19 protein-coding genes are annotated in these 20,814 nt (G+C 65.1%); 14 read left to right on the forward strand and 5 right to left on the reverse strand.

Annotation, left to right across the window (positions count from 1 at the left end):
• Positions 1-76: 76 nt before the first annotated feature.
• Positions 77-1,183 carry a methyltransferase gene (locus tag BLV27_RS15015; RefSeq protein ID WP_092647322.1) on the reverse strand — a complete coding sequence of 369 codons (1,107 nt, stop codon included), beginning with the start codon at positions 1,181-1,183 and terminating at the stop codon, positions 77-79.
• Positions 1,184-2,062, reverse strand: a complete 879-nt coding sequence (locus BLV27_RS15020) for a polyprenyl synthetase family protein (RefSeq protein WP_092647323.1) — start codon at positions 2,060-2,062, stop codon at positions 1,184-1,186.
• A 107-nt stretch (positions 2,063-2,169) separates the two neighbouring features.
• Here BLV27_RS15020 and crtD point away from each other — a divergent pair, with 107 nt between their 5' ends.
• Together crtD and crtC are read left to right on the forward strand one after the other, a co-directional pair.
• Complete coding sequence (gene crtD, locus BLV27_RS15025) at positions 2,170-3,708, forward strand: 1-hydroxycarotenoid 3,4-desaturase CrtD (RefSeq protein ID WP_092647324.1); 1,539 nt, start codon at positions 2,170-2,172, stop codon at positions 3,706-3,708.
• The gene (crtC, locus tag BLV27_RS15030; protein WP_092647348.1) at positions 3,705-4,574 is read left to right on the forward strand and encodes a carotenoid 1,2-hydratase; all 870 of its coding nucleotides are present in this window, start codon (positions 3,705-3,707) and stop codon (positions 4,572-4,574) included. The genes crtD and crtC overlap by 4 nt, the downstream gene beginning before the upstream one ends.
• On the opposite strand, the gene tspO is transcribed toward crtC, so the two are convergent.
• The 3 genes from tspO to BLV27_RS15045 are packed head-to-tail and all read right to left on the reverse strand — an operon-like array spanning position 4,571 to position 7,634.
• On the reverse strand, positions 4,571-5,050 hold the full coding sequence (gene tspO / locus BLV27_RS15035) for a tryptophan-rich sensory protein TspO (RefSeq protein WP_092647325.1): 480 nt from the start codon (positions 5,048-5,050) through the stop codon (positions 4,571-4,573). The two genes, crtC and tspO, sit on opposite strands and share 4 nt — an antisense overlap.
• A gap of 20 nt (positions 5,051-5,070) precedes the next feature.
• The gene (gene crtB / locus BLV27_RS15040; protein WP_092647326.1) at positions 5,071-6,090 is read right to left on the reverse strand and encodes a 15-cis-phytoene synthase; all 1,020 of its coding nucleotides are present in this window, start codon (positions 6,088-6,090) and stop codon (positions 5,071-5,073) included.
• Positions 6,087-7,634, reverse strand: a complete 1,548-nt coding sequence (locus BLV27_RS15045) for a phytoene desaturase (protein ID WP_092647327.1) — start codon at positions 7,632-7,634, stop codon at positions 6,087-6,089. Before BLV27_RS15045 ends, crtB begins: the two co-directional genes overlap by 4 nt.
• A gap of 110 nt (positions 7,635-7,744) precedes the next feature.
• Here BLV27_RS15045 and crtA point away from each other — a divergent pair, with 110 nt between their 5' ends.
• The 12 genes from crtA (at position 7,745) to BLV27_RS15105 (ending at position 20,804) form a co-directional block, all read left to right on the forward strand.
• On the forward strand, positions 7,745-8,461 hold the full coding sequence (crtA, locus tag BLV27_RS15050; RefSeq protein WP_092647328.1) for a spheroidene monooxygenase: 717 nt from the start codon (positions 7,745-7,747) through the stop codon (positions 8,459-8,461).
• Positions 8,458-9,465, forward strand: a complete 1,008-nt coding sequence (bchI, locus tag BLV27_RS15055) for a magnesium chelatase ATPase subunit I (protein ID WP_092647329.1) — start codon at positions 8,458-8,460, stop codon at positions 9,463-9,465. Before crtA ends, bchI begins: the two co-directional genes overlap by 4 nt.
• Positions 9,462-11,060 (forward strand): VWA domain-containing protein, encoded by a 1,599-nt coding sequence (locus BLV27_RS15060; RefSeq protein ID WP_244504692.1) that lies wholly within the window; start codon positions 9,462-9,464, stop codon positions 11,058-11,060. Before bchI ends, BLV27_RS15060 begins: the two co-directional genes overlap by 4 nt.
• Before the next feature lie 10 nt (positions 11,061-11,070).
• Positions 11,071-11,919 (forward strand): alpha/beta fold hydrolase BchO, encoded by an 849-nt coding sequence (gene bchO, locus BLV27_RS15065; protein ID WP_244504693.1) that lies wholly within the window; start codon positions 11,071-11,073, stop codon positions 11,917-11,919.
• A 235-nt stretch (positions 11,920-12,154) separates the two neighbouring features.
• A complete protein-coding gene (locus BLV27_RS15070) occupies positions 12,155-13,066 on the forward strand; it encodes an ABC transporter ATP-binding protein (RefSeq protein WP_244504694.1) in 912 nt (303 codons plus the stop codon).
• Complete coding sequence (locus BLV27_RS15075) at positions 13,063-14,172, forward strand: ABC transporter ATP-binding protein (RefSeq protein WP_092647332.1); 1,110 nt, start codon at positions 13,063-13,065, stop codon at positions 14,170-14,172. Before BLV27_RS15070 ends, BLV27_RS15075 begins: the two co-directional genes overlap by 4 nt.
• Positions 14,169-15,674, forward strand: a complete 1,506-nt coding sequence (locus tag BLV27_RS15080; protein ID WP_092647333.1) for an ABC transporter substrate-binding protein — start codon at positions 14,169-14,171, stop codon at positions 15,672-15,674. The genes BLV27_RS15075 and BLV27_RS15080 overlap by 4 nt, the downstream gene beginning before the upstream one ends.
• 84 nt (positions 15,675-15,758) lie before the next feature.
• Positions 15,759-16,703: an ABC transporter permease gene (locus BLV27_RS15085; RefSeq protein WP_092647334.1), complete on the forward strand. Its 945-nt coding sequence runs from the start codon at positions 15,759-15,761 to the stop codon at positions 16,701-16,703.
• On the forward strand, positions 16,703-17,587 hold the full coding sequence (locus BLV27_RS15090) for an ABC transporter permease (protein WP_092647335.1): 885 nt from the start codon (positions 16,703-16,705) through the stop codon (positions 17,585-17,587). Before BLV27_RS15085 ends, BLV27_RS15090 begins: the two co-directional genes overlap by 1 nt.
• Positions 17,588-17,597: 10 nt before the next feature.
• Positions 17,598-19,385, forward strand: a complete 1,788-nt coding sequence (locus BLV27_RS15095; protein WP_092647336.1) for a gamma-glutamyltransferase family protein — start codon at positions 17,598-17,600, stop codon at positions 19,383-19,385.
• Positions 19,386-19,389: 4 nt separating this feature from the next.
• Positions 19,390-20,124, forward strand: coding sequence for a DUF1028 domain-containing protein (locus BLV27_RS15100; RefSeq protein ID WP_092647337.1), 735 nt, complete (start codon positions 19,390-19,392; stop codon positions 20,122-20,124).
• Complete coding sequence (locus BLV27_RS15105) at positions 20,121-20,804, forward strand: FadR/GntR family transcriptional regulator (RefSeq protein ID WP_092647338.1); 684 nt, start codon at positions 20,121-20,123, stop codon at positions 20,802-20,804. Before BLV27_RS15100 ends, BLV27_RS15105 begins: the two co-directional genes overlap by 4 nt.
• The last annotated feature ends 10 nt before the right edge of the window (positions 20,805-20,814 follow it).

The raw sequence follows: 20,814 nt of genomic DNA on the forward strand, positions 1-20,814 counted from the left end.
AGAGACTCACCTCCGCAATATCGTCCTGTGTAACGTAGGCCTGACACTTCTGACCTGTCAATGTAAGTTTATGCTGTCACGATGAAACAGACGCCTGAAGGACCGATGTCACGAACGGCCGTAGCGGCCGGACGGGCCGCGCCACATCGAAACCGGCGGTGCCGCACAGGGTCGCAATCTCAGCAAAGCTCCGGGTTCGACCCGTTCGCATCGCCATAGTGTACAGGGAAAAGTAAGCGTCTGCGGCCCTTTCCGGAACATCCCCACCGGACATCGGCTCGGAGATGATCAGCCGCCCGCCGGGTGGCAATGCCGTACGGCATTTCGACAAAAGATCAGCAATTGTTTCATCGTCATGGTCATACAGAACCCGCACCAGCGAGATCGCGTCGCACCCGTCCGGCAGGGAATCATCGCGGAAAGATCCCGGCACAATGTCCACACGGGCTGACAGTCCAGCGGACGCAAAACGCGCTGTCGCCTGGGGCACAACCTGGGGCAAATCGAACAAGACCAGCGCCATATCCGGGTTCGCCGACGCGGCCGCAGTCAGGAAGGCCCCTGCCCCGCCGCCCACGTCGCACAATCGTTTCACGCCGCGCAAAGACACCCGCCGCAGCGTGTCCTCTGCCACCATCGCCTGGCTCTCGGTCATCAGGCGGGAGTACCGTGCGGCCTCTGTGGGCCCCATCTCACCGCCAAAGACGTAGGGCCAGAAACCGGCCAGTTCCGTTTCGACGTCACCCCGAAAAAACGCGACCGGATCGGCAAGATCGCGGTAGAGTACGTCGTGATGCCGGATCATGTCGCGCAGGCCCGGCACCCCCACCATCGCAGCCCCCTTCCGGGTCAGCGAGAATCTTCCGTCGCGCTTGCGCTTGAGCAGGCCAAGCGACGCGGCACCCTGTAAAAGGACTTTCATCCGCGCCTCGGGCACCTCGCAGCGCAGGGCAAGCGCGGCAGGTTTTGCCGGTCGCTCCATCAAAATGTCGGGAATGTCGAACTGGACCAGCGCCGAAAGGATCTGGCTGTGGCAAAACCCCGCGACAAGATCGAATAGCGCCTCTCCATCGCGACGGACCAACCCTTGTGTCAGGGGAAAGCGCGCAGCCCAACCCTGGAACCGGGGCGACGCGATCAGGCGATGCGTCCACCCGGGACGAAGGGGGGCGACGGCGGCCATCTATTCGCCGGGCACCTGCGATGCACGCCATTTCAGCGGTGTCAGAACTTCGGCCTGCGCGGTCACCAACTTGGCGAGATGCGCCTCGCCCGGACATTTCGGGATCGAGGATATCGCGCCCGACAGGATATCACGCATCCGGCTGATGGCTCCCTGCACACCCAGTTGCGAAACCGCGTTGGGACGTCCATGCAGGTCATCCTGACCCACTGGCTTGCCCAGCGTTTCCTCATCATAGAGTGCATCGCGCAGGTCATCGGCCACCTGAAACGCCTCGCCGATGCGATCGCCCAGATCCTCCCAGGCCTCCGCATCATGTCCGGCGGCCACCGCACCCATCTGGGTCGCGGCAATGAACAGCGCGGCGGTCTTGGCTCGGTGGTATGCGCGCAGATCGACTTCGGCTTCACTCTCCCAGCCCTGACCGGCACAGATCCCGTTCGGCATACCGGTGCGGGTCGCCAATATCTCGATCAGTTTTGCGGCGCGCAGCGGGTCCTGCGGTGCCGCGCGAGCCAGCACCTCGAATGCCATGACGATAAGGCTGTCTCCCGCCAGAATCGCCAGCGGCTGACCAAAGGCACGGTGGACGGCGGGCTTGCCACGCCGGATGTCGGCATCATCAAAACAGGGCAAATCATCGTGCACCAACGAAGCGCAGTGGATCAGCTCCAGCGCGCAGGCGGCGGCATCGGCCAACGCGGGACGATCATCGCCACACGCCGCTGACACCGACAACAGCAAGGTCGGGCGGATTCGGGCCCCGCCAGGCGTGACCGTATAATGCAGAGCCGAGGCAAGCTTGCCGGGTGACGGTCGGGCCTGTCCCCGTGCAATGGCAGCCTGGATTGCGCGGTCGATACGGTCGGACAAGCCCATGATGCCACCTCCTGAAACAAGGTGTTTTGCACGATGAAGCGGCAAAACTGTAAATTACAGTGGACACATGGCTGCCAGCTGTCAACACTACAGGTCAGGAGATGTATATGCCCGAGACGACAGACCAATCCGGCGTTTACGTGATCGGGGCCGGGATCGGCGGACTCTCGGCTGCGCTGCGCCTTGCACATGCGGGCCTGCCCATCACGGTACTGGAACGTCAGGCCACGCCGGGCGGAAAAATGCGGTGTACGCCGTCCGACGCCGGTCCGGTTGATGCCGGACCCACGGTCCTGACCCTTCGGCCCGTATTCGAGGCCCTGTTCGCCGACGTTGGCGAATCGCTTTCTGAACACGTGACTCTGCACGCGAACCCGGTCCTTGCCCGGCATTTCTGGTCCGACGGCACACGACTGGACCTGATGGCCGACCCCGCCGCCAGCCGCGCCAACATCGAAGCCGTGTTCGGAACACGGGCCCGCGACGACTTCGACCGTTTCAGCAACCGCGCCCGCCGCCTGTTCGAGGCTTTCGACCTGCCGATGATGCAATCGGCCGCCCCGTCGCAGGCGCGGCTTGCCAGACGCGTACTGCGAAACCCTGCATTGATTGCCGACATGGCCCCGCACCGCAGCCTGATGTCCCTGCTTGATGAAGCCTTTCAGGAACCGAAGCTGGCGCAGCTATTCGCGCGCTACGCCACTTATGTCGGCGGTCTGCCGCACCATGCGCCGGCCCTGCTGTCGCTGATCTGGCAGGCCGAGGCGCAGGGGGTCTGGTCCGTCAAAGGCGGAATGCACCGCCTCGCCCAGGCGATTGCGCGGCTGGCGCAGGCACGCGGCGCACGCATCCTTTACGGTCAGACCGTCACCGGGCTCCTAATGAGGGACCGTCGCGTAAGCGGCATCGTGACCCGGACCGACCGTTTTGCCACCGATCAGGTTGTTTTCAACGGCGATCCACGTGCCCTGCAGACCGGGCTTTTGGGACAAGGCGTCAGCCGGGCAGTGCCCGCCGCCTCGGTGGAGCCCCGCAGCCTATCGGCACATGTCCATACCTTTGCAGCCAGACCGCAGGGGCCTGACCTTGCCGCGCATAACGTTTTCTTCGCGGACAAGCCGATGGCTGAATTCGGGCCGTTGGCGCGGGGTCTCGTCCCCGAGGATGCGACCCTCTACATCTGTGCCCAGGACCGGGGCGGCGGGGCCTCGCCCAACGCGCTGGAAAGGTTCGAAATCATCCGCAACGCCCCCCCGACCCTGTCGGACAACCACGATCCGACCGAGGAGACCACCCAATGTCACACCCGGACTTTCCAGCGCCTGGCCCGGTTCGGGCTGCGGTTTTCGCCCGCGCCGCAAGTCACGACGCTCACGACGCCGACGGATTTCGCGGCGCTGTTTCCCGGCAGTCAGGGGTCCCTCTACGGGCGATCCCCCGCGGGGCTGACGGCGGCGCTGAAACGGCCGCGGGCGCGAACGGCGGTGCCGGGGCTCTATCTGGTGGGCGGGGGCGCACATCCGGGGGCGGGGGTCCCAATGGCGACGCTCTCCGCCCGGCATGCGGCCGAGGCGATTCTGGCGGACCGAACTTCGACCTCTCTGTCCCATCTGGCGGCTACGCCTGGTGGTATGTCGACGGCATAAGCGACGATGGCCGGCGGGCCGTTTCGATCATCGGGTTTATCGGATCGGTCTTTTCCCCCTGGTATCACTGGTCCGGTCGGGGCGATCCGGCGAACCACTGCTGTCTGAACGTCGCGACATACGGACCCGGCGGGCGCTTCGCGATGACCGACCGGGGCCGCGATGCCCTGCGGACAACGACGGACAGTCTTCGGATTGGTCCGTCCCAAATGCAATGGACGGGGTCCGAACTGCGCATCGATATCAACGAGATTGCCTCTCCCCCGCTGGTGAGCCGGATACGCGGCCGCATCGTGCTGACCCCACGCGCCATCACGGAGGTCGAGCTGCCACTGACCGAAGACGGGGCGCATGTCTGGCGGCCATTTGCGCCCGTTTCGCGGATCCGCGTCGATCTGGACGCGCCGGGATGGCAATTTTCGGGGCACGGGTATTTCGACGCCAACTTCGGGACACGACCGCTGGAGCATGACTTCAGCTATTGGACATGGGGTCGGTTCCCGACGAAGGCCGGGGCTGCTTGTTTCTACGACGCAATCCGGCGGGACGGCACCTCGCTAGAAGCCGCACTCACCTTCGATACCAAGGGTCAGAGTCGCACGGTCGCCGCCCCGCCCCGCACCGCGTTCCGGCGGTCGAACTGGTTGCTCCGCAGGGAAACGCGGGCAGATCCGGGGACCATGCCCCGGCAGGTCAAAGCGATGCTTGATGCGCCGTTTTACAATCGCGCCGTGGTCGAAACGGTGATCGCCGGCGAGACAGTACAGGGCGTCCACGAGGCGCTGGATCTGGATCGGTATGCCAGCAAGGTCCTGAAACCGATGCTGGCCGTGCGCGTGCCGCGTCGCCGGGGCTGGCCCGGCTAGACCTTGCTCAGGTCAACCGGTACTTCGCCGGGGTTGAGCCGCCAGACCGAGGCATTCAGGGCCGCCGCGACTGTCACCCATGTCAGATAGGGCAGGAACGCGATCCCAGCGAGCGTGTCTACCTGCCAATGAAACCACGTCGCCCCTGCCACCGCAGGCCAGAGAAACGCCATCACCAGAAGCGAACCCTTGAGCCGCCGTAAGCCGAAGAAAACCGGTGACCACAGCGTGGCGAAGGCCCCCTGCATCGCCCAGAACGCCAAGGCGTACCCATTGTCAGGCAGAACCGCCGCACGTGCACCCGCGAAAGAGATGCACAAATAGATTGTCGTCCATGCAACCGGAAAAACCCAGTCGGGCGGGGTCCAAGCGGGCTTGGAAAGTCGCTTATACCAGTCACCTGGCGGAAACACCATTCCGGTAGCACCTGCACCGCAGCAGGCAAGGAGGAAGATCGCGAACAGGGTCAGGTCCATGTGGCAAACCTAGCACGGGACTACTCGGCTGCAACGCCCGATGTGTGGTGGCGCGCACGCAACTCGGCCATGACATCGAGCAGGGCCGCTGTCCGGCTGATCCGGCGGCCCTCCGGGGCAGCGGCGGCATCCACCAGAAACGCGACCTCGGGCAAGGGGGCCGCATACAGGATGGGCGACGTCGGCAGGATGAAAGTTGTCGAGGCCTTAAGCCCCGCCTGCCCCATCAAAGCCAGCTTGCGCGTCTTCGAAGTAGAGGCGCGGCGCGTGATGCTGTCGTGGCCCTGCCCCCGCAGGACCGTGCCAATCCCGGCATAAATATAACGCGCGGCGGCAATACCAAGACGCGCCCGGCGCGGCAGGCGGCCAATCCCGGCTTCCGAGCGCAGATAAAGCCTCTGCGCCTCGGCCAGCAGGCGGCGAACCATTCGGCGCACGTCCGGCGTGGCCTGCGGGTCGGCGAAGAAGGCCTCCGCGTCGATCCCGGCTTCCTCCAGCCAGTCGGTCGGCAAGTACAGACGTCCGGCGCGGGCGTCTTCGCCCACGTCGCGCGCAATGTTTGTCAGTTGCATCGCCACGCCCAGATCGCAGGCCCGCGCCAAGGCATCGGGGTCGCGCACACGCATCAGCACGCACATCATGGCCCCCACCGTGCTGGCTACACGGGCGGAATAGGCGCGCACGTCGGACAGGGTGGCGTAACGGCGTTCGGATGCATCCCAGGCCAACCCTTCCAACAGGGCTTCGGGCAGGGCGCGGGGCATGTCGAAATCGCGCACGATGGCGGCAAACGCCCGGTCCTCCGGCGCATCTTCCGGGCAGCCGGCAAAGGCCTGATCCAACCGCTCCTGAAGGCGGATCACGGCGCGCGCCTTGTTGTCGCCCTCGTCCACCTCGTCATCGGCCAGCCGGCAAAAGGCATAGAGCGCCAGCGCGGGGTCGCGCACGTCAGCGGGCAACAGCTTGGAGGCTGCGTGAAATGAGTAGGACCCGGTCCGGATCACTTCGCGGCAATGCGCCAGGTCGGTCGGCGCAATCATTCAGCGGCCATCCGCGGCGCATCTGCCCCGACGGCTAGGTCGGGAACCAGCTTGGCCAACACCTCGGCGCTGCTGACAACACCGGGCAGACCCGCGCCGGGGTGCGTTCCCGCGCCCACGAGGAAAAGGCCCTTCGCCTCCTCGCTGACATTGTGGGGCCGGAACCAGGCCGATTGCAGAATGCGCGGCTCAAGGGAAAATCCGCTGCCGTTAGGCGAAAGGTAGCGGTCGCGGAACGTCTCGGGAGTGAACTCCATCTCGGTCGAAATTCGGTCCCGGAAGCCGGGCATGTGCTGCTCCAGAACGGCAGCGATCTTGTCGCGATACTTCGGAGCCTCGGTCTTCCAGTCGACGGGATTGTCCCAGCCGATGTGCGGCACCGGCGACAGCACATAGAACGTGTCGTCGCCCGCCGGAGCCACCGACGAGTCGGTCACGGAGGGGCGGTGAATATAGAGACTGAAGTCGTCAGACAGCTTGCCCTTCAGGAAGATGTCTCGCAGCAAACCCGTGTAGCGCGGCCCATTCAGGATCGTGTGGTGTCCCACGTCGCGCCACATCGCGCGCGTGTCCTTGGTGCCGAAGTACCAGACATAGAGACCCATCGACCACCGCTTGTTCGACAGTTTGCGGGTCGTCCACCGCTTGCGCTGCCGGTTGCGCAGCAGCCGGTCATAGGTGTGCCCGGCATCGGCATTCGACACGACCAGCGGCGCATCCAGCGTCTCGCCGTCGGTCAGGCGCACGCCGGTGGCACGATCGCCGGAAGTCAGGATTTCGTCCGCTTCCACCCCGTGGCGGATAACGCCACCTTGCCCGCGCACGACGGCGGCCATCGCGTCGGCAATCGCCTGCACGCCGCCCATGGCGTAATGCACGCCGAAAGTCTTCTCCAGGTGCGCAACGAGCGCGTACATCGACGTGACATGCATCGGGTCGCCGCCGATGAACAGCGGGTGAAACGACAGCGCCATGCGCAGCTTTTCGTCCTTGACGCGGGCGGCGGCATGACCGTGGATCGACCGGTCGGCACGCAGTTTCGCGAACAGCGGAAGAACCTTGATCGTGGACCAAAGCCGGTGCATCGGCTTGGCTACCATCCCTTCGTAGCCCACGACGTAGCGCGCCTCGGCGTCCTTGAGGAACTTGCGATAGCCGTCAACGTCACCGGGTGAAATCCGGGCGACCTCTTCTATCATCCGGTCGTCGTCGCCCGTCGCGCGGAACTTGGTACCGTCTGGCCAGCGCACTTCGTAGAACGGGTCCATCGGGCGCAGATCGACGTCGCGATGAAAATCGAGGCCGCAGGCGCGCCAGAGATCCTCGAACACCTGCGGTGCGGTCACAATCGTGGGGCCGAGATCGAACCGATGCCCATCTTGCGTGATCGACGACCCGCGCCCGCCTGCCCGGTCCAACCGGTCGAGCACGGTCACTGCGTATCGCTTGGCGCCAAGGCGCATCGCCGCGGCAAGCCCGCCAAGGCCCGCGCCGATGACGATGGCACGGGGATCGGGGGCGGGAGAGGGATGCGAGTCAGTCATGTTGCCTCGATGCTAGAAGTGTCAGTCTTGATTTACAATCTTTTCGCGCAGCGCGCTTCCCAAGTCTATCCAAATCTGTCACGCTTCCCTGACACTTCAGGGATTCCACGATGACGCAGGTGGTCAGCCTCAGCTTCTTTCGGTTCGACACTTGGCGCGCGCGCTCTTGGGCGTTGGGCCAGATGGGGTTGGCGCGCGGTGCGATGCGTCGCGTGCCGGACATCGGGTTCTGGAAGCTTTGCGGTTCGGGCACCGGCGAGGGGTTCACGCCACTGCCCAACGCCGCCGTCTATGCAATTTTAGCGACCTGGCCCGATCTGCAAACCGCGCGCGCGCGTCTCTCGCAAGCCGCCGTCTTCTCCCGCTACCGCGCGCAGGCCGCCGAGGATTGGACCGTCTTCATGTCGACCAGCACCGTGCGCGGGGCTTGGTCAGGCATCTGCCCGTTCAGCCCCTGCCCCGCCGCCGATACCACCGGGCCGCTTGCCGCGCTGACCCGCGCAACGGTCAAACCTGCGATTTTGTCACGGTTCTGGGGGCGGGTGCCCGACATCTCCCGCGTTATCGGCACAGACCCGAACGTGATGTTCAAGATCGGCATCGGCGAGGTGCCCTGGCTGCATCAGGTCACCTTTTCGATCTGGCCGGACGCCGCCGCGATGGCGAATTTCGCCCGGACCGGACCCCACGCAGAGGCCATCCGCGCCGTGCGCGAAGAAGGGTGGTTCCGCGAAGAACTCTACGCCCGATTCACCCTTCTGGGGGACCAAGGCAGTTGGGGCGGCAGATCGCCCCTGACGGATACACGGCAATCGGAGGCCGCATGAAACACCCCTTCCCTTTCTCGGCCATCGTGGGCCAGGACGATATGAAAACGGCGATGGTGCTGACCGCGATTGACCCGACAATCGGCGGCGTTCTGGTGTTCGGCGACCGCGGCACCGGCAAGTCGACCGCCGTTCGCGCGCTGGCCGCTCTGCTGCCCCCGATCACGGCCGTTCAGGGATGCCCAGTGAATTCCGCAAGGCCCGCCGACAGCCCCGACTGGGCGGAGGGTTGCACCGGCAAGATGCACGATATCCCGACCCCCGTGATCGACCTGCCGCTGGGCGCGTCGGAAGATCGTGTGACCGGGGCGCTCGACATCGAAAAGGCCCTGACACGCGGGGAAAAGGCGTTTCAGCCAGGTTTGCTGGCCGCAGCGAACCGAGGGTATCTTTACATAGACGAAGTGAACCTGCTGGAGGATCACATCGTCGACCTGCTGCTCGATGTGGCTCAGTCCGGGGAAAACGTGGTGGAGCGGGAAGGACTTTCGATCCGCCACGCCGCCCGCTTCGTCCTCGTCGGCTCGGGTAACCCCGAGGAGGGAGAGCTGAGGCCGCAACTGCTCGACCGGTTCGGGCTGTCGGTCGATGTTGCCTCTCCGCCGGACGTGGAGTCGCGAATCGAGGTGATCAAGCGGCGTGACGCCTACGAAACCGATTACGAAGCCTTCATGCTGCGTTGGCAGGCCGAGGATGCCGCGCTGCGCGACCGCATCATCATCGCGCGCGGCGCGCTGACCAAGCTGACCACCCCTGAAAGCGCCCTGCGCGATATTGCCGAACTCTGCCTGAAACTCGGATCCGATGGGCTGCGCGGCGAACTGGTCCTGCTGCGCGCCGCGCGCGCCTTCGCGGCTTTCCGCGACGACACTGCCCTGACGCGCAAGCATATCCGCGCCGCGGCCCCCTTGGCCCTGCGTCACCGCTTGCGGCGTGATCCGCTGGACGATGCCGGATCCGGCAGCCGCGTGGCCCGCGTCGTCGAGGACGTTCTGGGCGCGTGAGCCACCTGCCACTGATCCTGGCGCTGCTCCGCGCCGACACCGGGCTTGGCGGTCTCGTCCTGCGTGCACGCGCGGGACCGGCGCAGACGGCCGCGCTGAACCTGTGCGACCGCGCCTTGGGTCCGGGACCGAAACTGCACCCGACTATGGGACCCGAAGCACTGGAAGGCGGGCTGGACGTGGCGGCATCCCTCGCCGCCGGCTCGCTGCGACGCACGGCGGGCGTGCTGGACCGGCCAGGTCCGCTGCGCCTACCGATGGCAGAACGTGCAACGTCCTTTCTTGCGACACGCCTCGCCGCGCATGTGGACAGTGAACGCGCCATCCTCATCGCGATCGACGAGGGAATTGAGGAGGAGGCCATTCCGACGCCCCTCGCCGCGCGCTGCGCGTTCTGGTTGACGCTGAATGATCGCCCCGACAGCGAGGAGCCATGGACGGCGCGCGCCACCGCCCCGGCCTCCGTCAACGTTCCCGATGAGATCACCGATCAGATCGTCACGCTTACGGCAACGCTGGGCATCCACGACCTGCGGGGCCCACTTCTGGCGCTGCGTGCGGCACGCGGGATCGCCGCGCTGGACGGGCGCGCAACCGTGATGCTCGAAGATGCGACGCTTGCCGCCGAACTGGTTCTGGCCCCGCGCGCCACACAGATCCCCGAGCCGCCCGCGCCCGAGCAGGCCGAGAAACCAGACGCCCCCGAACAGCAGGACGAGAAAACCGACCTGACTCAAATTCCGCAAGACATCTTGCTGGACGCTGTACGCGCGGCCCTGCCGCCGGATCTGTTGGCCCAGCTGGCGCAGAAGGCCGGACGCCGCGCCAAGGGCAGCGGCTCGGGCGCGAAACGTCAGGGTAACCGCCGGGGTCGTCCCCTCGCCCCGCGCGGAACGGCGCAGGCACAGGGCCGCGTCGACCTGATCGCAACCCTGCGCGCGGCAGCACCCTGGCAGACGATCCGCAAACAGGCCGAACCGGATCGACATGGCCCGATCCTGCGCAAGTCAGACCTGCGGCACAAGCGCTACGAGGAAAAGTCGGACCGCCTGCTGATCTTTACGGTGGATGCTTCCGGATCCGCCGCCCTCGCCCGTCTGGCCGAGGCGAAGGGTGCCGTCGAGCTACTGCTGACCGAAGCGTATTCACGTCGCGATCACGTCGCCCTTGTAGCCTTTAGAGGCGAAGGGGCGGATCTTTTGCTTTCGCCCACCCGCTCGCTGGTGCAGACGAAACGGCGGCTTGCCGCGCTGCCCGGTGGGGGCGGCACACCGCTGGCACATGGATTGATCGAGGCGCAAAACGTCGCGCAGATGGCCGCGCGCAAGGGCCTGACGCCGACGCTTGTCCTTTTGACCGACGGGCGCGGCAACATCGCGCTGGACGGATCGCGTGATCGCAAGCTTGCCGCCGCAGACGTGGAGCGCACCGCGCGGGGACTGCGGGGACTGGACGCGCTTATCATTGATACGGGCAACCGCCCGGAGCCCGCACTTAAACGGCTCGCGCAGATCCTGAATGCGCCTTATATCCCCCTGCCCCGCGCCGATGCGCAGCGTCTTTCACAGGCGGTCGGTGCGGCGCTCGGATCCTGAGGTGGGGACTGTGCCGCAGGATTGGCCTTTCGCCACATGCTCGCATTTCACCCGCGCGGGGCCGCATGAATGGCACGTACAGGAGGCGGGCGAGGGCCCGCTGTTGCTTCTGATTCACGGCGCGGGCGGCGGTACACAGAGTTTCAGGCACCTCTTTCCCCTTCTGACTCAGACCAACCGCGTCGCCATGTTCGATCTACCCGGCCAGGGTTTCACCCGTCCCGGCGCGCAACGACGCTTTGGGCTGGACCCGATGGCCGAGGACATCGCCGCACTCATGGACGCCGAAGACTGGCACCCCGTCGCGATCATCGGCCATTCCGCCGGGGCCGCGCTAGCTTTGCGCCTGGCCGAGATGGGGCGCTGTGATCGCATCGTCAGCATCAACGGTGCGATCAGCAACTTCTCCGGCGTGGCCGGGGTGCTGTTTCCACTGATGGCCAAGGTCCTTGCCGCGCTGCCGTTCGTTGCCGATATCTTCACGGCCAATGCGAGTCGGCCCGGCTCGGTCGAGCGATTGATTGCGGGCACCGGTTCGACCCTGCCATCTGAAGACCTGACCTATTACCGCAGGCTGATCGGCAACCGCGCACACGTCGCAGGCACGCTGTCAATGATGGCGCAATGGAGGCTGGACGGTTTGCTGTCGCGTTTGCCTCGGCTTACGGCCGAGGTCCTATTCCTGACCGGTGCGAACGACAAGGCCGTGCCATCCAGCACGTCGGAACGTATGGCCAGGCGGATGCCCAACGCAGCCCATGTCGAGTTGGGCGGCCTTGGCCATCTGGCGCACGAAGAAGACGCCGCGCGAATCCGGGATCAGCTGCGCCCTTTCATCGACAGACAGGTCGCGACCTGACCGCGGCGAGTGACTGCCTAAAATTTAGGCCATTTCGACCACTCAGGAGCGAACAGCGGTGTCCACCAAACAGAGTGACGATTTTAGGTTGACTCCCGCTGTCGAATGATTGGACCAATACATAATTGGTTCATAAAACTGTGAGGGTATCCCCCTGTCCGAGTCCGACCCGCTCCTGTCGCTGCGCGATTTCAGCCTGAGATTCAAAGGCCAGTCGGCCTGCGTCGTCGAGAATGTGGGCCTGACAGTTTCTTCCGGGGAAATCCTCTGCATCGTTGGCGAGTCGGGCTGCGGCAAAAGCGTGACCGCGATGGCTTTGATGGGGCTGCTGCCACAGGACGCAGCAAGAATACCATCCGGATCAATGTCTTTTGACGGCAAAAACGTCGACATGACCCACGAACGCATCCCCGCAGAAATGCGCGGCGGCGATATGGCGATGATTTTTCAAGAGCCGATGACCTCTCTCAATCCGGCCTTTCGGATTGGCGAACAGATCGCGGAATCAGTAGAACGGCACAAGGGCTGTAGCCGATCCGAAGGCCGCGCCCGCGCGTTGGAGATGCTGCGCCGGGTCGGCCTGCCGTCGCCCGAACAACGACTGGATCAATACCCGCACCAATTGTCAGGTGGTCAGAGACAGCGCGTCATGATCGCGATGGCTTTGGCCAACGACCCCAAGCTCCTGATCGCGGATGAGCCGACGACCGCGCTCGACGTGACCATCCAGGCGCAGATTCTGGAACTGATACGCGACCTCCAGCGCGACACCGGCATGGGCACGATCATGATCACGCACGACTTGGGCGTGGTGGCCGAGGTCGCCGACACCGTCGCCGTCATGTACGGAGGCCAGATGGTCGAACGTGGCTCCGTGGCCGAGGTGTTCGAGGACCCGCAGCACCCCTACACCATCGGGCTTATGGCTTCGGTTCCCCGCCTGTCCGGCCCCCGCGCGCGCCTGACCACGATCGAGGGCACGGTGCCCACCATCGACACGATGCCCGAAGGGTGCCGTTTCCGGACGCGATGCGCGTTCGCCGCGCCTATCTGCGCAACCCGTCCAGCGTTGGCCGATGTGGAGGCGGGCCACGGCGTCGCGTGCCACTTCGCACCGCTGGAACAGAACCTGAGGGTGGCGGGATGAAACCGATCCTGGAAGCGCAGAACGTCACCAAGCATTTCCCCACCGGCGGTGGCCTGTTCCAGAAAAAGGGTCTCGTAAAGGCCGTTGACGGCGTTTCTCTATCGATCACGCCGGGCGAGACCTTTGCCATCGTGGGCGAGTCGGGCTGCGGCAAGTCCACGTTGGCCCGCGTGCTCATGCGCCTGCTGGACACGACAAGCGGTGACGTGATGTTCGACGGCAAGCAGGTCACCGGCGCGCAGGGAACGGCCCTGTCCGCCCTCCGCCGTGATGTGCAGTTCATCTTTCAGGACCCCTTTTCCTCGCTCAATCCGCGCATGTCGGTCGGCAGGCTGGTCGGGGAACCGCTGGAAGTCCACGCGCCTGAACTCACCAAGGGCGAGCGTCGCGCCAAGGTGTCGGAGTTGCTGGCCCAGGTCGGCCTGCGCCCCGAACATGCCGACCGCTATCCGCACGAATTTTCGGGCGGGCAGCGGCAGCGGATCGGCATCGCCCGCGCGCTGGCCTCGGGTCCGCGGCTTATCATCGGGGACGAGCCGGTCTCGGCGCTCGATGTGTCGGTGCAGGCTCAGGTGGTGAACCTGCTGGGCGATCTGGGGCGCGACCTTGGCCTCACCTTGATCCTGATCGCGCACGACCTCGCCGTCATCCGGCACATGTCGGACCGCGTGGCGGTGATGTATCTCGGCAAGATCGTGGAACAGGGCACGGCGGACGATCTGTTCGAAAATCCGCGCCACCCCTACACGCGCGCCCTGCTCGACGCGATCCCGGATCTGGACGACCAGGGAGGCGCATCGCGCGCGCGGATCGAGGGGGAGATGCCCAGCCCCTCGGCCCCGCCGCCCGGTTGCGCATTCCACACACGCTGCCCGCACGCGACCGAGCTGTGCCGCACCAAGGTGCCCGCGCCCGAAGAAACACCCGATGGCCACATGACCGCCTGTCACCATTGGCAGGACATCGCAGTGGCCCGCCGGAAGACTACCCCCCGCAGCCGAAGCCCCGCCACCGAAGCGCGGCTGGAGCTATATGCCAAGGCGACGGAGGGGACCCAGATCATCCCCGTCGCATCCAAGACCCCTGACAGAGAGGAAACCAAATGAAACATCTGACCCTCACAACTGCTGCACTCGTCCTTATGGCGACCGGTGCCATGGCCCAGGACCTGCGCATCGCGTTGCAGTCCGACGCCGACATCCTCGACCCGGACCAGTCGCGCACCTTCGTGGGCCGCATCGTCTATGCATCCCTGTGTGACAAGCTGGTCGACATCACGCCCGACCTTGAAATCATCCCACAGCTTGCGACCGAATGGACGGTCGCCGAAGATGGCATGTCCATCGACATGACCGTGCGCGAAGGCGTCGTCTTCCACGATGGTACCGCCTTCAACGCGCAGGCCGTGGCCGACAATATCGAGCGTTCGCAGACGCTGGAAGAAAGCCGCCGCAAGTCGGAGCTATCGTCCATCGCTTCTGTCGACGTGACCGGCGATTACACCCTCACGCTGAACCTGACGGGCCCGGACGCGACTGTCATGGCGCAACTGGCCGACCGCGCCGGCATGATGATGTCGCCCACCGCCGCCGCCGAAAAGGGCATCGACTTCGGGTTGGAGCCAGTCTGCTCCGGCCCCTTCTCCTTCGGGGAGCGCGTGGCCCAGGACCGGATCGTCCTGAACAAATTTGACGATTACTGGAACGCCGACGCGATCAATTTCGACAGCGTCACCTTCCTGCCGATCCCGGACACGACCGTGCGTCTGGCCAACCTGCAATCGGGAGACATCCATATCCTGGAGCGTCTCGCACCCACCGATCTGGCACAGGCCAATGCGGACGAAGGTATCAACGTCGTCTCGGCCGTGTCGCTGGGCTACCAGGGCATCACCTTCAACGTCGGTAACGGCGAGCGGGGGGACACGCCGTGGGGCAATGACGCACGCCTGCGTCAGGCCTTCAGCTATGCCATCGACCGCGAGGCCATCAACCAGGTCGTCTTTGAAGGAGCCTATGCGCCGGGCAACCAACCGTTCCCGCCGACATCACCCTGGTATGACGCCGATTACCCGGTCGAAGCCCGCGACATCGAGAAGTCCAAGGCCCTGTTGGCCGAAGCGGGCTATCCCGACGGCATCGACCTTGTCGTGCAGGTTCCCAATACCACCATACCGCTCCAGCTGATGCAGGTGGTGCAGGCGATGACGGCCGAGGCCGGCATCAACATCGAGATCGTGTCCAAGGAGTTCGCGACGCTTCTGTCCGATCAGTCGGCAGGCGACTACCAGGCCAGCCAGATCGGTTGGTCGGGCCGCGTCGATCCCGACGGCAACATCCACCAGTTCGTGACCACGGACGGCGGTATCAACGACAGCGGGTTCTCGGATCCCGCCGTGGACGAGGCGCTGAATGCGGCACGCTCGCAGGCCGACACCGCATCGCGGAAAGAACAGTATGACGCCGCCCGCGATGTACTGATCGTCGAATCGCCGCTGGTGTACCTGTATCACCAGAGCTGGATCACCGCCCTCGACGCAGGGATCGAAGGGTTCACCCCCTATCCCGACGGCATGATCCGCCTCGAAGGTGTGTCGCTTAGCGAGTGACCTGACCCCAGGCCTGCCCCACGCCTCCTCTTGCCGGGGTCGGGGCGGGCCACCCCAATCCTTTACCCACGCAAGGGGCACCCGATGCTCTCGTTCTTCCTGCGCCGCCTCGCCATCGCGATCCCGACGATCCTGCTGATCTCGGTCTTCGTCTTCGCGTTGCAGAAACTGCTGCCCGGCGATCCACTGCTGGTTCTGGCGGGCGAGGAGCGCGACCCCGAGGTGCTGGAATTCCTACGCGAGAAGTATCGCCTGAACGATCCAATTCCCGTGCAATACCTGACCTGGATCGGCAACGCGTTGCAGGGCGATCTGGGCACCTCGTTCCGGACCAACCAGCCCGTGACCGAACTCATTGCGCAGAAGTTGCCGGTGACGATCCAGCTGGCGCTCATGTCGCTTATCTTCGCGGTCGTGATCGGCATTCCGGCAGGGATCCTCTCGGCCTACCGTAAAGGGACCATCACCGACTACGTCGCCAACATCGTCGCGCTTTCCGGTCTGTCGATTCCGAACTTCTGGCTCGGCATCATGCTGATCCTGCTGGTGTCGGTGAAATGGCAATTGCTTCCCGCTTCGGGCTACGTCCCGCCGGGCGAAGATTTCTGGCTGTCGATCAAGACGATGCTGATGCCGGCCTTTGTCCTGGGAACGGCGCTTGCCGCGACACTGATGCGACACACGCGGTCGGCCATGCTGGGTGTGCTGACATCGGATTACGTGCGGACCGCCCGCGCCAAGGGCCTGTCGGAGCGCAAAGTGGTTCTGAAGCACGCGTTCCGCAACGCGCTTACACCCATTGTGACGTTGACCGCGCTGCTGTTCGGGGAACTCATTGCCGGGGCCGTCCTGACCGAGCAGATCTTCACCATCCCCGGCTTTGGCAAGCTGGTCGTCGATGCGGTGTTCAACCGCGATTACGCCGTGGTGCAGGGCATCGTGCTGGTGACCGCCGTCGGCTTCATCGTGATGAACCTGTTGGCTGACATGGCCTATTTCCTGCTGAACCCCCGTCTGAGGAGCGCCTGATGGTTGCCGCAGATACCAACGCCTCCGCCGCACCGGCCGCGGACCTCCCGAAATCCGAAAACCGGGTCTGGAAGAAGTTCCGCAGCCACAAGTCGGCAATGCTGGGCGGCATCCTCGTCGTTTTCTTCATCGGCATCGCCTTGCTGGCCCCGATCCTACCGATTCCCGATCCGGCGGCGACCGACTGGGGCGCGGTGCGCAAGGCTCCGTCCGCCGCGCATTGGATGGGCACGGACGAGATTGGGCGCGATGTCCTGTCGCGCATGATCTGGGGCGCGCAGGCGTCCTTGCTGGCGGGTGTGATCTCGGTCGGCATCGCCGTTGCCGTGGGCGTGCCGCTGGGCATCCTCGCAGGCTATTTCGGCGGCTGGACAGACGCGGTGATTTCCCGCTGTACCGAGGCGCTTCTGGCCGCGCCGTTCCTGATCTTGGCAATCGCGTTGGCAGCCTTCCTCGGGCCGTCGCTGACCAACGCGATGATCGCCATCGGCATCTCTGCCACGCCGTTGTTCATCCGCCTGACGCGTGGACAGGTGATCAACATCAAGGTTGAGGACTATGTCGACTCCGCCCGCGCCATCGGGCTACCGACGCGGCTGATCCTGTCGCGCTACATCCTGCCCAACGTGCTGCCGCCGATCCTTGTGCAGGCAACGCTGACCATTGCGACCGCCATCATCGCCGAAGCCTCACTGTCCTTTCTGGGCTTGGGGCAACAACCCCCGGCGCCGTCATGGGGCTCCATGCTGAACACGGCCAAGAATTTCCTCAACCAGGCACCATGGATGGCGCTCTGGCCCGGCATTTCGATCTTCCTCGTGGTGCTTGGCTTCAATCTTCTGGGCGACGGTCTGCGCGACGCCCTCGACCCCCGCGAACACTAAAGGGATCACAATGACCTTCACCACTCGCCCCGAGATCCGCGGCACCTTCGGCGTCGCCACTTCGACCCACTGGATCGCCTCCGCCGTCGGCATGTCGATCCTGGAGCGTGGCGGAAACGCCTTCGACGCCGCCGTCGCCACGGCCATCACGCTGCAAGTCGTGGAGCCGCATTTAAACGGACCCGCAGGCGACATGCCCGCCATCTTTCAGAAGGCCGGAGAAGACGTGCAGGTGATCTGCGCCCAGGCCCCCGCCCCCGCCGGGGCCACGCTGGAGCATTATCGGGCGCAGGGTCTTGAACTGATCCCCGGCTCGGGGCTGCTGGCCACTGTCATTCCCGGTGCCTTCGACGGCTGGATGCTGATGCTGCGAGATCACGGCACGATGACCCTGCGCGAGGTGTTGGAGCCTGCGATCGGATATGCCCGCGACGGTCACCCCGTTCTGCCGCGTGTGGCGAATACGATTGCCGGGTTGGCGGAGTATTTCGCCGAACACTGGCCCAGCAGCGCCGAGGTCTGGACCCCGGGCGGCAAGGCCCCCGAACCGAACGCTCTCTTTCAAAACCATGATCTGGCCCGCACCTACGAACAATTGGTCGAAGCCGGCGAGATGTCAGGCGACGAGCGCACCGCGCAGATCGACGCCGCGCGCAACGCATGGTCCGCAGGCTTCGTGGCCGAGGCCATCGACACCTACCTGCAGGAGGCCAACGTCATGGACGTCTCCGGCAGCAAACACCGCGGCGTGCTGACCATGTCCGATATGGCCGGCTGGGAAGCCACTTACGAGCCATCCCTTTCCTATGAGTACCACGGCTGGACCGTGCACAAGACCGGGCCGTGGTCGCAGGGTCCGGTCCTGCTTCAGGCACTCGCCATCCTCAAGCATCACGATCTGGCCGCGATGGACCCAATGGGGGCTGACTTCGTACACACGGTCATCGAGGCGATGAAGCTCGCCTATGCCGACCGGGAGGCATATTACGGCGACCCGCTGCACTCTGAAATCCCGATGGAGCACCTGCTCTCGGACAACTACAACGTTGAGCGCGCCAAGATGATCGGCACAAAGGCCAGCACCGAGCAGCGACCCGGTCGCGTTCCGGGTCTGGAACATCAGGCCGACGCCTACATCGCCCGTGCCGCCCGTGACTTCGGGGCCGCCGACGCCGCACCGCAGGAACCCACGATGGCCCACCTGACGGAAAAGCGCGGCGACACCGTCCACCTCGACATCATCGACCGCTGGGGCAACATGGTCGCGGCGACGCCTTCGGGTGGATGGTTGCAATCGAACCCCGTCGTGCCCGGCCTGGGCTTTCCCCTCAACTCACGCGCGCAGATGTTCTGGCTCGAGGACGGCTTGCCCACCACTCTGGCCCCCGGTCGCCGCCCGCGCACGACGCTCACGCCCTCGCTCGCTACCCACACCGACGGCCGCCGCATGGTCTTCGGCACCCCCGGCGGCGACCAGCAAGATCAATGGCAGTTGATCTGGTTCCTGCGCTTCGTCCACTGGAACATGGAGCTTCAGGCCTGCATGGACGCACCGCTGTTCCATTCAATGCATTTTCAGGGCAGCTTCTATCCGCGTGAAGCGAAGCCGGGCGAGATGATGCTGGAGCCGTCCTTCGGCAAGGATGTCATCGCCGACCTGCGCACCCGCGGTCACACGGTTCACGTGGCCGAACCCTGGTCGGTCGGGCGCCTCACCGCTGCGTTGCGGGACCCCGACGGTATTTTGCGCGCCGCTGCAACGCCGCGCCTGATGCAGGCCTACGCGGTGGGGCGCTGACGCGATGACCTGGAGTCTGATTGCACGTGACGGGGAAGAGATCGGCCTGATCGTGGCCTCCAAGTTCTTTGCCTGCGGCGCGATCGTGCCTTATGTCGGGGCGCGCACCGCCGTGGCATCGCAGGCATTCTGCAATCCCATCTGGGGCACCGAGGGGCGCGCGCGGCTGGAAACCGAATCCGCTGAACAGGTTTTGGCCGACCTGGTCGCACGTGACGATGGACGCGCGATCCGACAGGCGCACATGATGGACGCTACGGGTAACTTCGCCGCCCACACCGGGGCCGAATGCGTCGACTGGTGCGGGCACCTTATCCGCTCCGAACACTCCGTTGCGGGCAACATGCTGGCGGGACCCGAGGTTATTCACGCCACATCCGACGCCTATGCCGCCTCCACCGGCCCCTTCGTCGAACGCCTGATCGCGGCCATGCGTGCAGGCGAGGCGGCGGGCGGCGACAAGCGCGGGCGACAGGCGGCCGGCCTGACCATTCACCGGGGCCAGGACCATCCCTGGCTGTCATTGCGCGCCGACGACCATGCAGATCCCCTCGGCGAACTGGACCGTCTGTGGCGCGTCGCGCAGGAACGCTACGTGCATTTCACCCTTGGTATTCCAACGCGCGACGCCTTTTCCGGCAGCCCCACCCGCGAGCATATCGATGCGGCCATTGCGGAGTCCGACGCGCGGCGGTTAGCTTCCGGCCAGCCCAGTTTGTCACACGCCGTGGATCAATGACCCAATCGCTGAAACGTCGCCTGATGGCCTTGATCGAAGCAGAGCTTCCTGCCGACGGCCGCCTTCCAACCGAACGGGCGCTTGCGGAGCGGTTCGACACGTCCCGCCGCGTCGTTCGTCAGGCTCTGGACGAGTTGGAGATCGAGGGGCTGGTCTGGCGCAAGCAGGGTTCCGGCACATTCGCAGGCCAGCCGCAGGATCCGACCGGCGACTTGGCCGCGCGCATCGCTGGCGAGACGGACCCCATCCAGGTAATGGAAGCGCGCCTGTGCATCGAGCCGGAGCTGGCCGCGCTCTGCGCCACACGGATGACCGACGAGGAGATCATGCGGCTGCGAACGCTGGCGACGCGACAGGTTTCCGCCGACGCGCAGACGATCGAACTCTGGGACGGTGCGCTGCACCGCCTGATCGCCCAGTGCGCGCGCAACAGGCCCTTACTGACGGCGTTCGCCTTGCTGGACCGCATCCGCTCCAACCCCGATTGGGTTCAGGTGCGGGCTCGCGCTCGCAGTCGCTCGTCCATTACGGTGCCGCAAAGCGAGCATGAAGTCCTGATCGAAGCAATCGCCGCCCGCAATCCGGCGGCCGCGCGGCAGGCGATGTATGACCACCTCTCGGCCCGGTTTGCTGCCCTTCAGGTGGAATTCACCCACGGCATGCGCGAGGCTGGGGAGTGAACGCTGCCAA

The organism is Jannaschia faecimaris (assembly GCF_900107415.1).
In the GTDB taxonomy this organism is placed as follows: Bacteria; Pseudomonadota; Alphaproteobacteria; order Rhodobacterales; family Rhodobacteraceae; genus Jannaschia; species Jannaschia faecimaris.

Bases quoted from the DNA above. Each gene is read 5' to 3' on its own strand.
- BLV27_RS15015 (WP_092647322.1), bottom strand. From the start codon at position 1,183: ATGGCCGCCGTCGCCCCCCTTCGTCCCGGGTGGACGCATCGCCTGATC.
- BLV27_RS15020 (WP_092647323.1), bottom strand. From the start codon at position 2,062: ATGGGCTTGTCCGACCGTATCGACCGCGCAATCCAGGCTGCCATTGCA.
- crtD (WP_092647324.1), top strand. From the start codon at position 2,170: ATGCCCGAGACGACAGACCAATCCGGCGTTTACGTGATCGGGGCCGGG.
- tspO (WP_092647325.1), bottom strand. From the start codon at position 5,050: ATGGACCTGACCCTGTTCGCGATCTTCCTCCTTGCCTGCTGCGGTGCA.
- crtB (WP_092647326.1), bottom strand. From the start codon at position 6,090: ATGATTGCGCCGACCGACCTGGCGCATTGCCGCGAAGTGATCCGGACC.
- BLV27_RS15045 (WP_092647327.1), bottom strand. From the start codon at position 7,634: ATGACTGACTCGCATCCCTCTCCCGCCCCCGATCCCCGTGCCATCGTC.
- crtA (WP_092647328.1), top strand. From the start codon at position 7,745: ATGACGCAGGTGGTCAGCCTCAGCTTCTTTCGGTTCGACACTTGGCGC.
- bchI (WP_092647329.1), top strand. From the start codon at position 8,458: ATGAAACACCCCTTCCCTTTCTCGGCCATCGTGGGCCAGGACGATATG.
- BLV27_RS15075 (WP_092647332.1), top strand. From the start codon at position 13,063: ATGAAACCGATCCTGGAAGCGCAGAACGTCACCAAGCATTTCCCCACC.
- BLV27_RS15080 (WP_092647333.1), top strand. From the start codon at position 14,169: ATGAAACATCTGACCCTCACAACTGCTGCACTCGTCCTTATGGCGACC.
- BLV27_RS15085 (WP_092647334.1), top strand. From the start codon at position 15,759: ATGCTCTCGTTCTTCCTGCGCCGCCTCGCCATCGCGATCCCGACGATC.
- BLV27_RS15090 (WP_092647335.1), top strand. From the start codon at position 16,703: ATGGTTGCCGCAGATACCAACGCCTCCGCCGCACCGGCCGCGGACCTC.
- BLV27_RS15095 (WP_092647336.1), top strand. From the start codon at position 17,598: ATGACCTTCACCACTCGCCCCGAGATCCGCGGCACCTTCGGCGTCGCC.
- BLV27_RS15100 (WP_092647337.1), top strand. From the start codon at position 19,390: ATGACCTGGAGTCTGATTGCACGTGACGGGGAAGAGATCGGCCTGATC.
- BLV27_RS15105 (WP_092647338.1), top strand. From the start codon at position 20,121: ATGACCCAATCGCTGAAACGTCGCCTGATGGCCTTGATCGAAGCAGAG.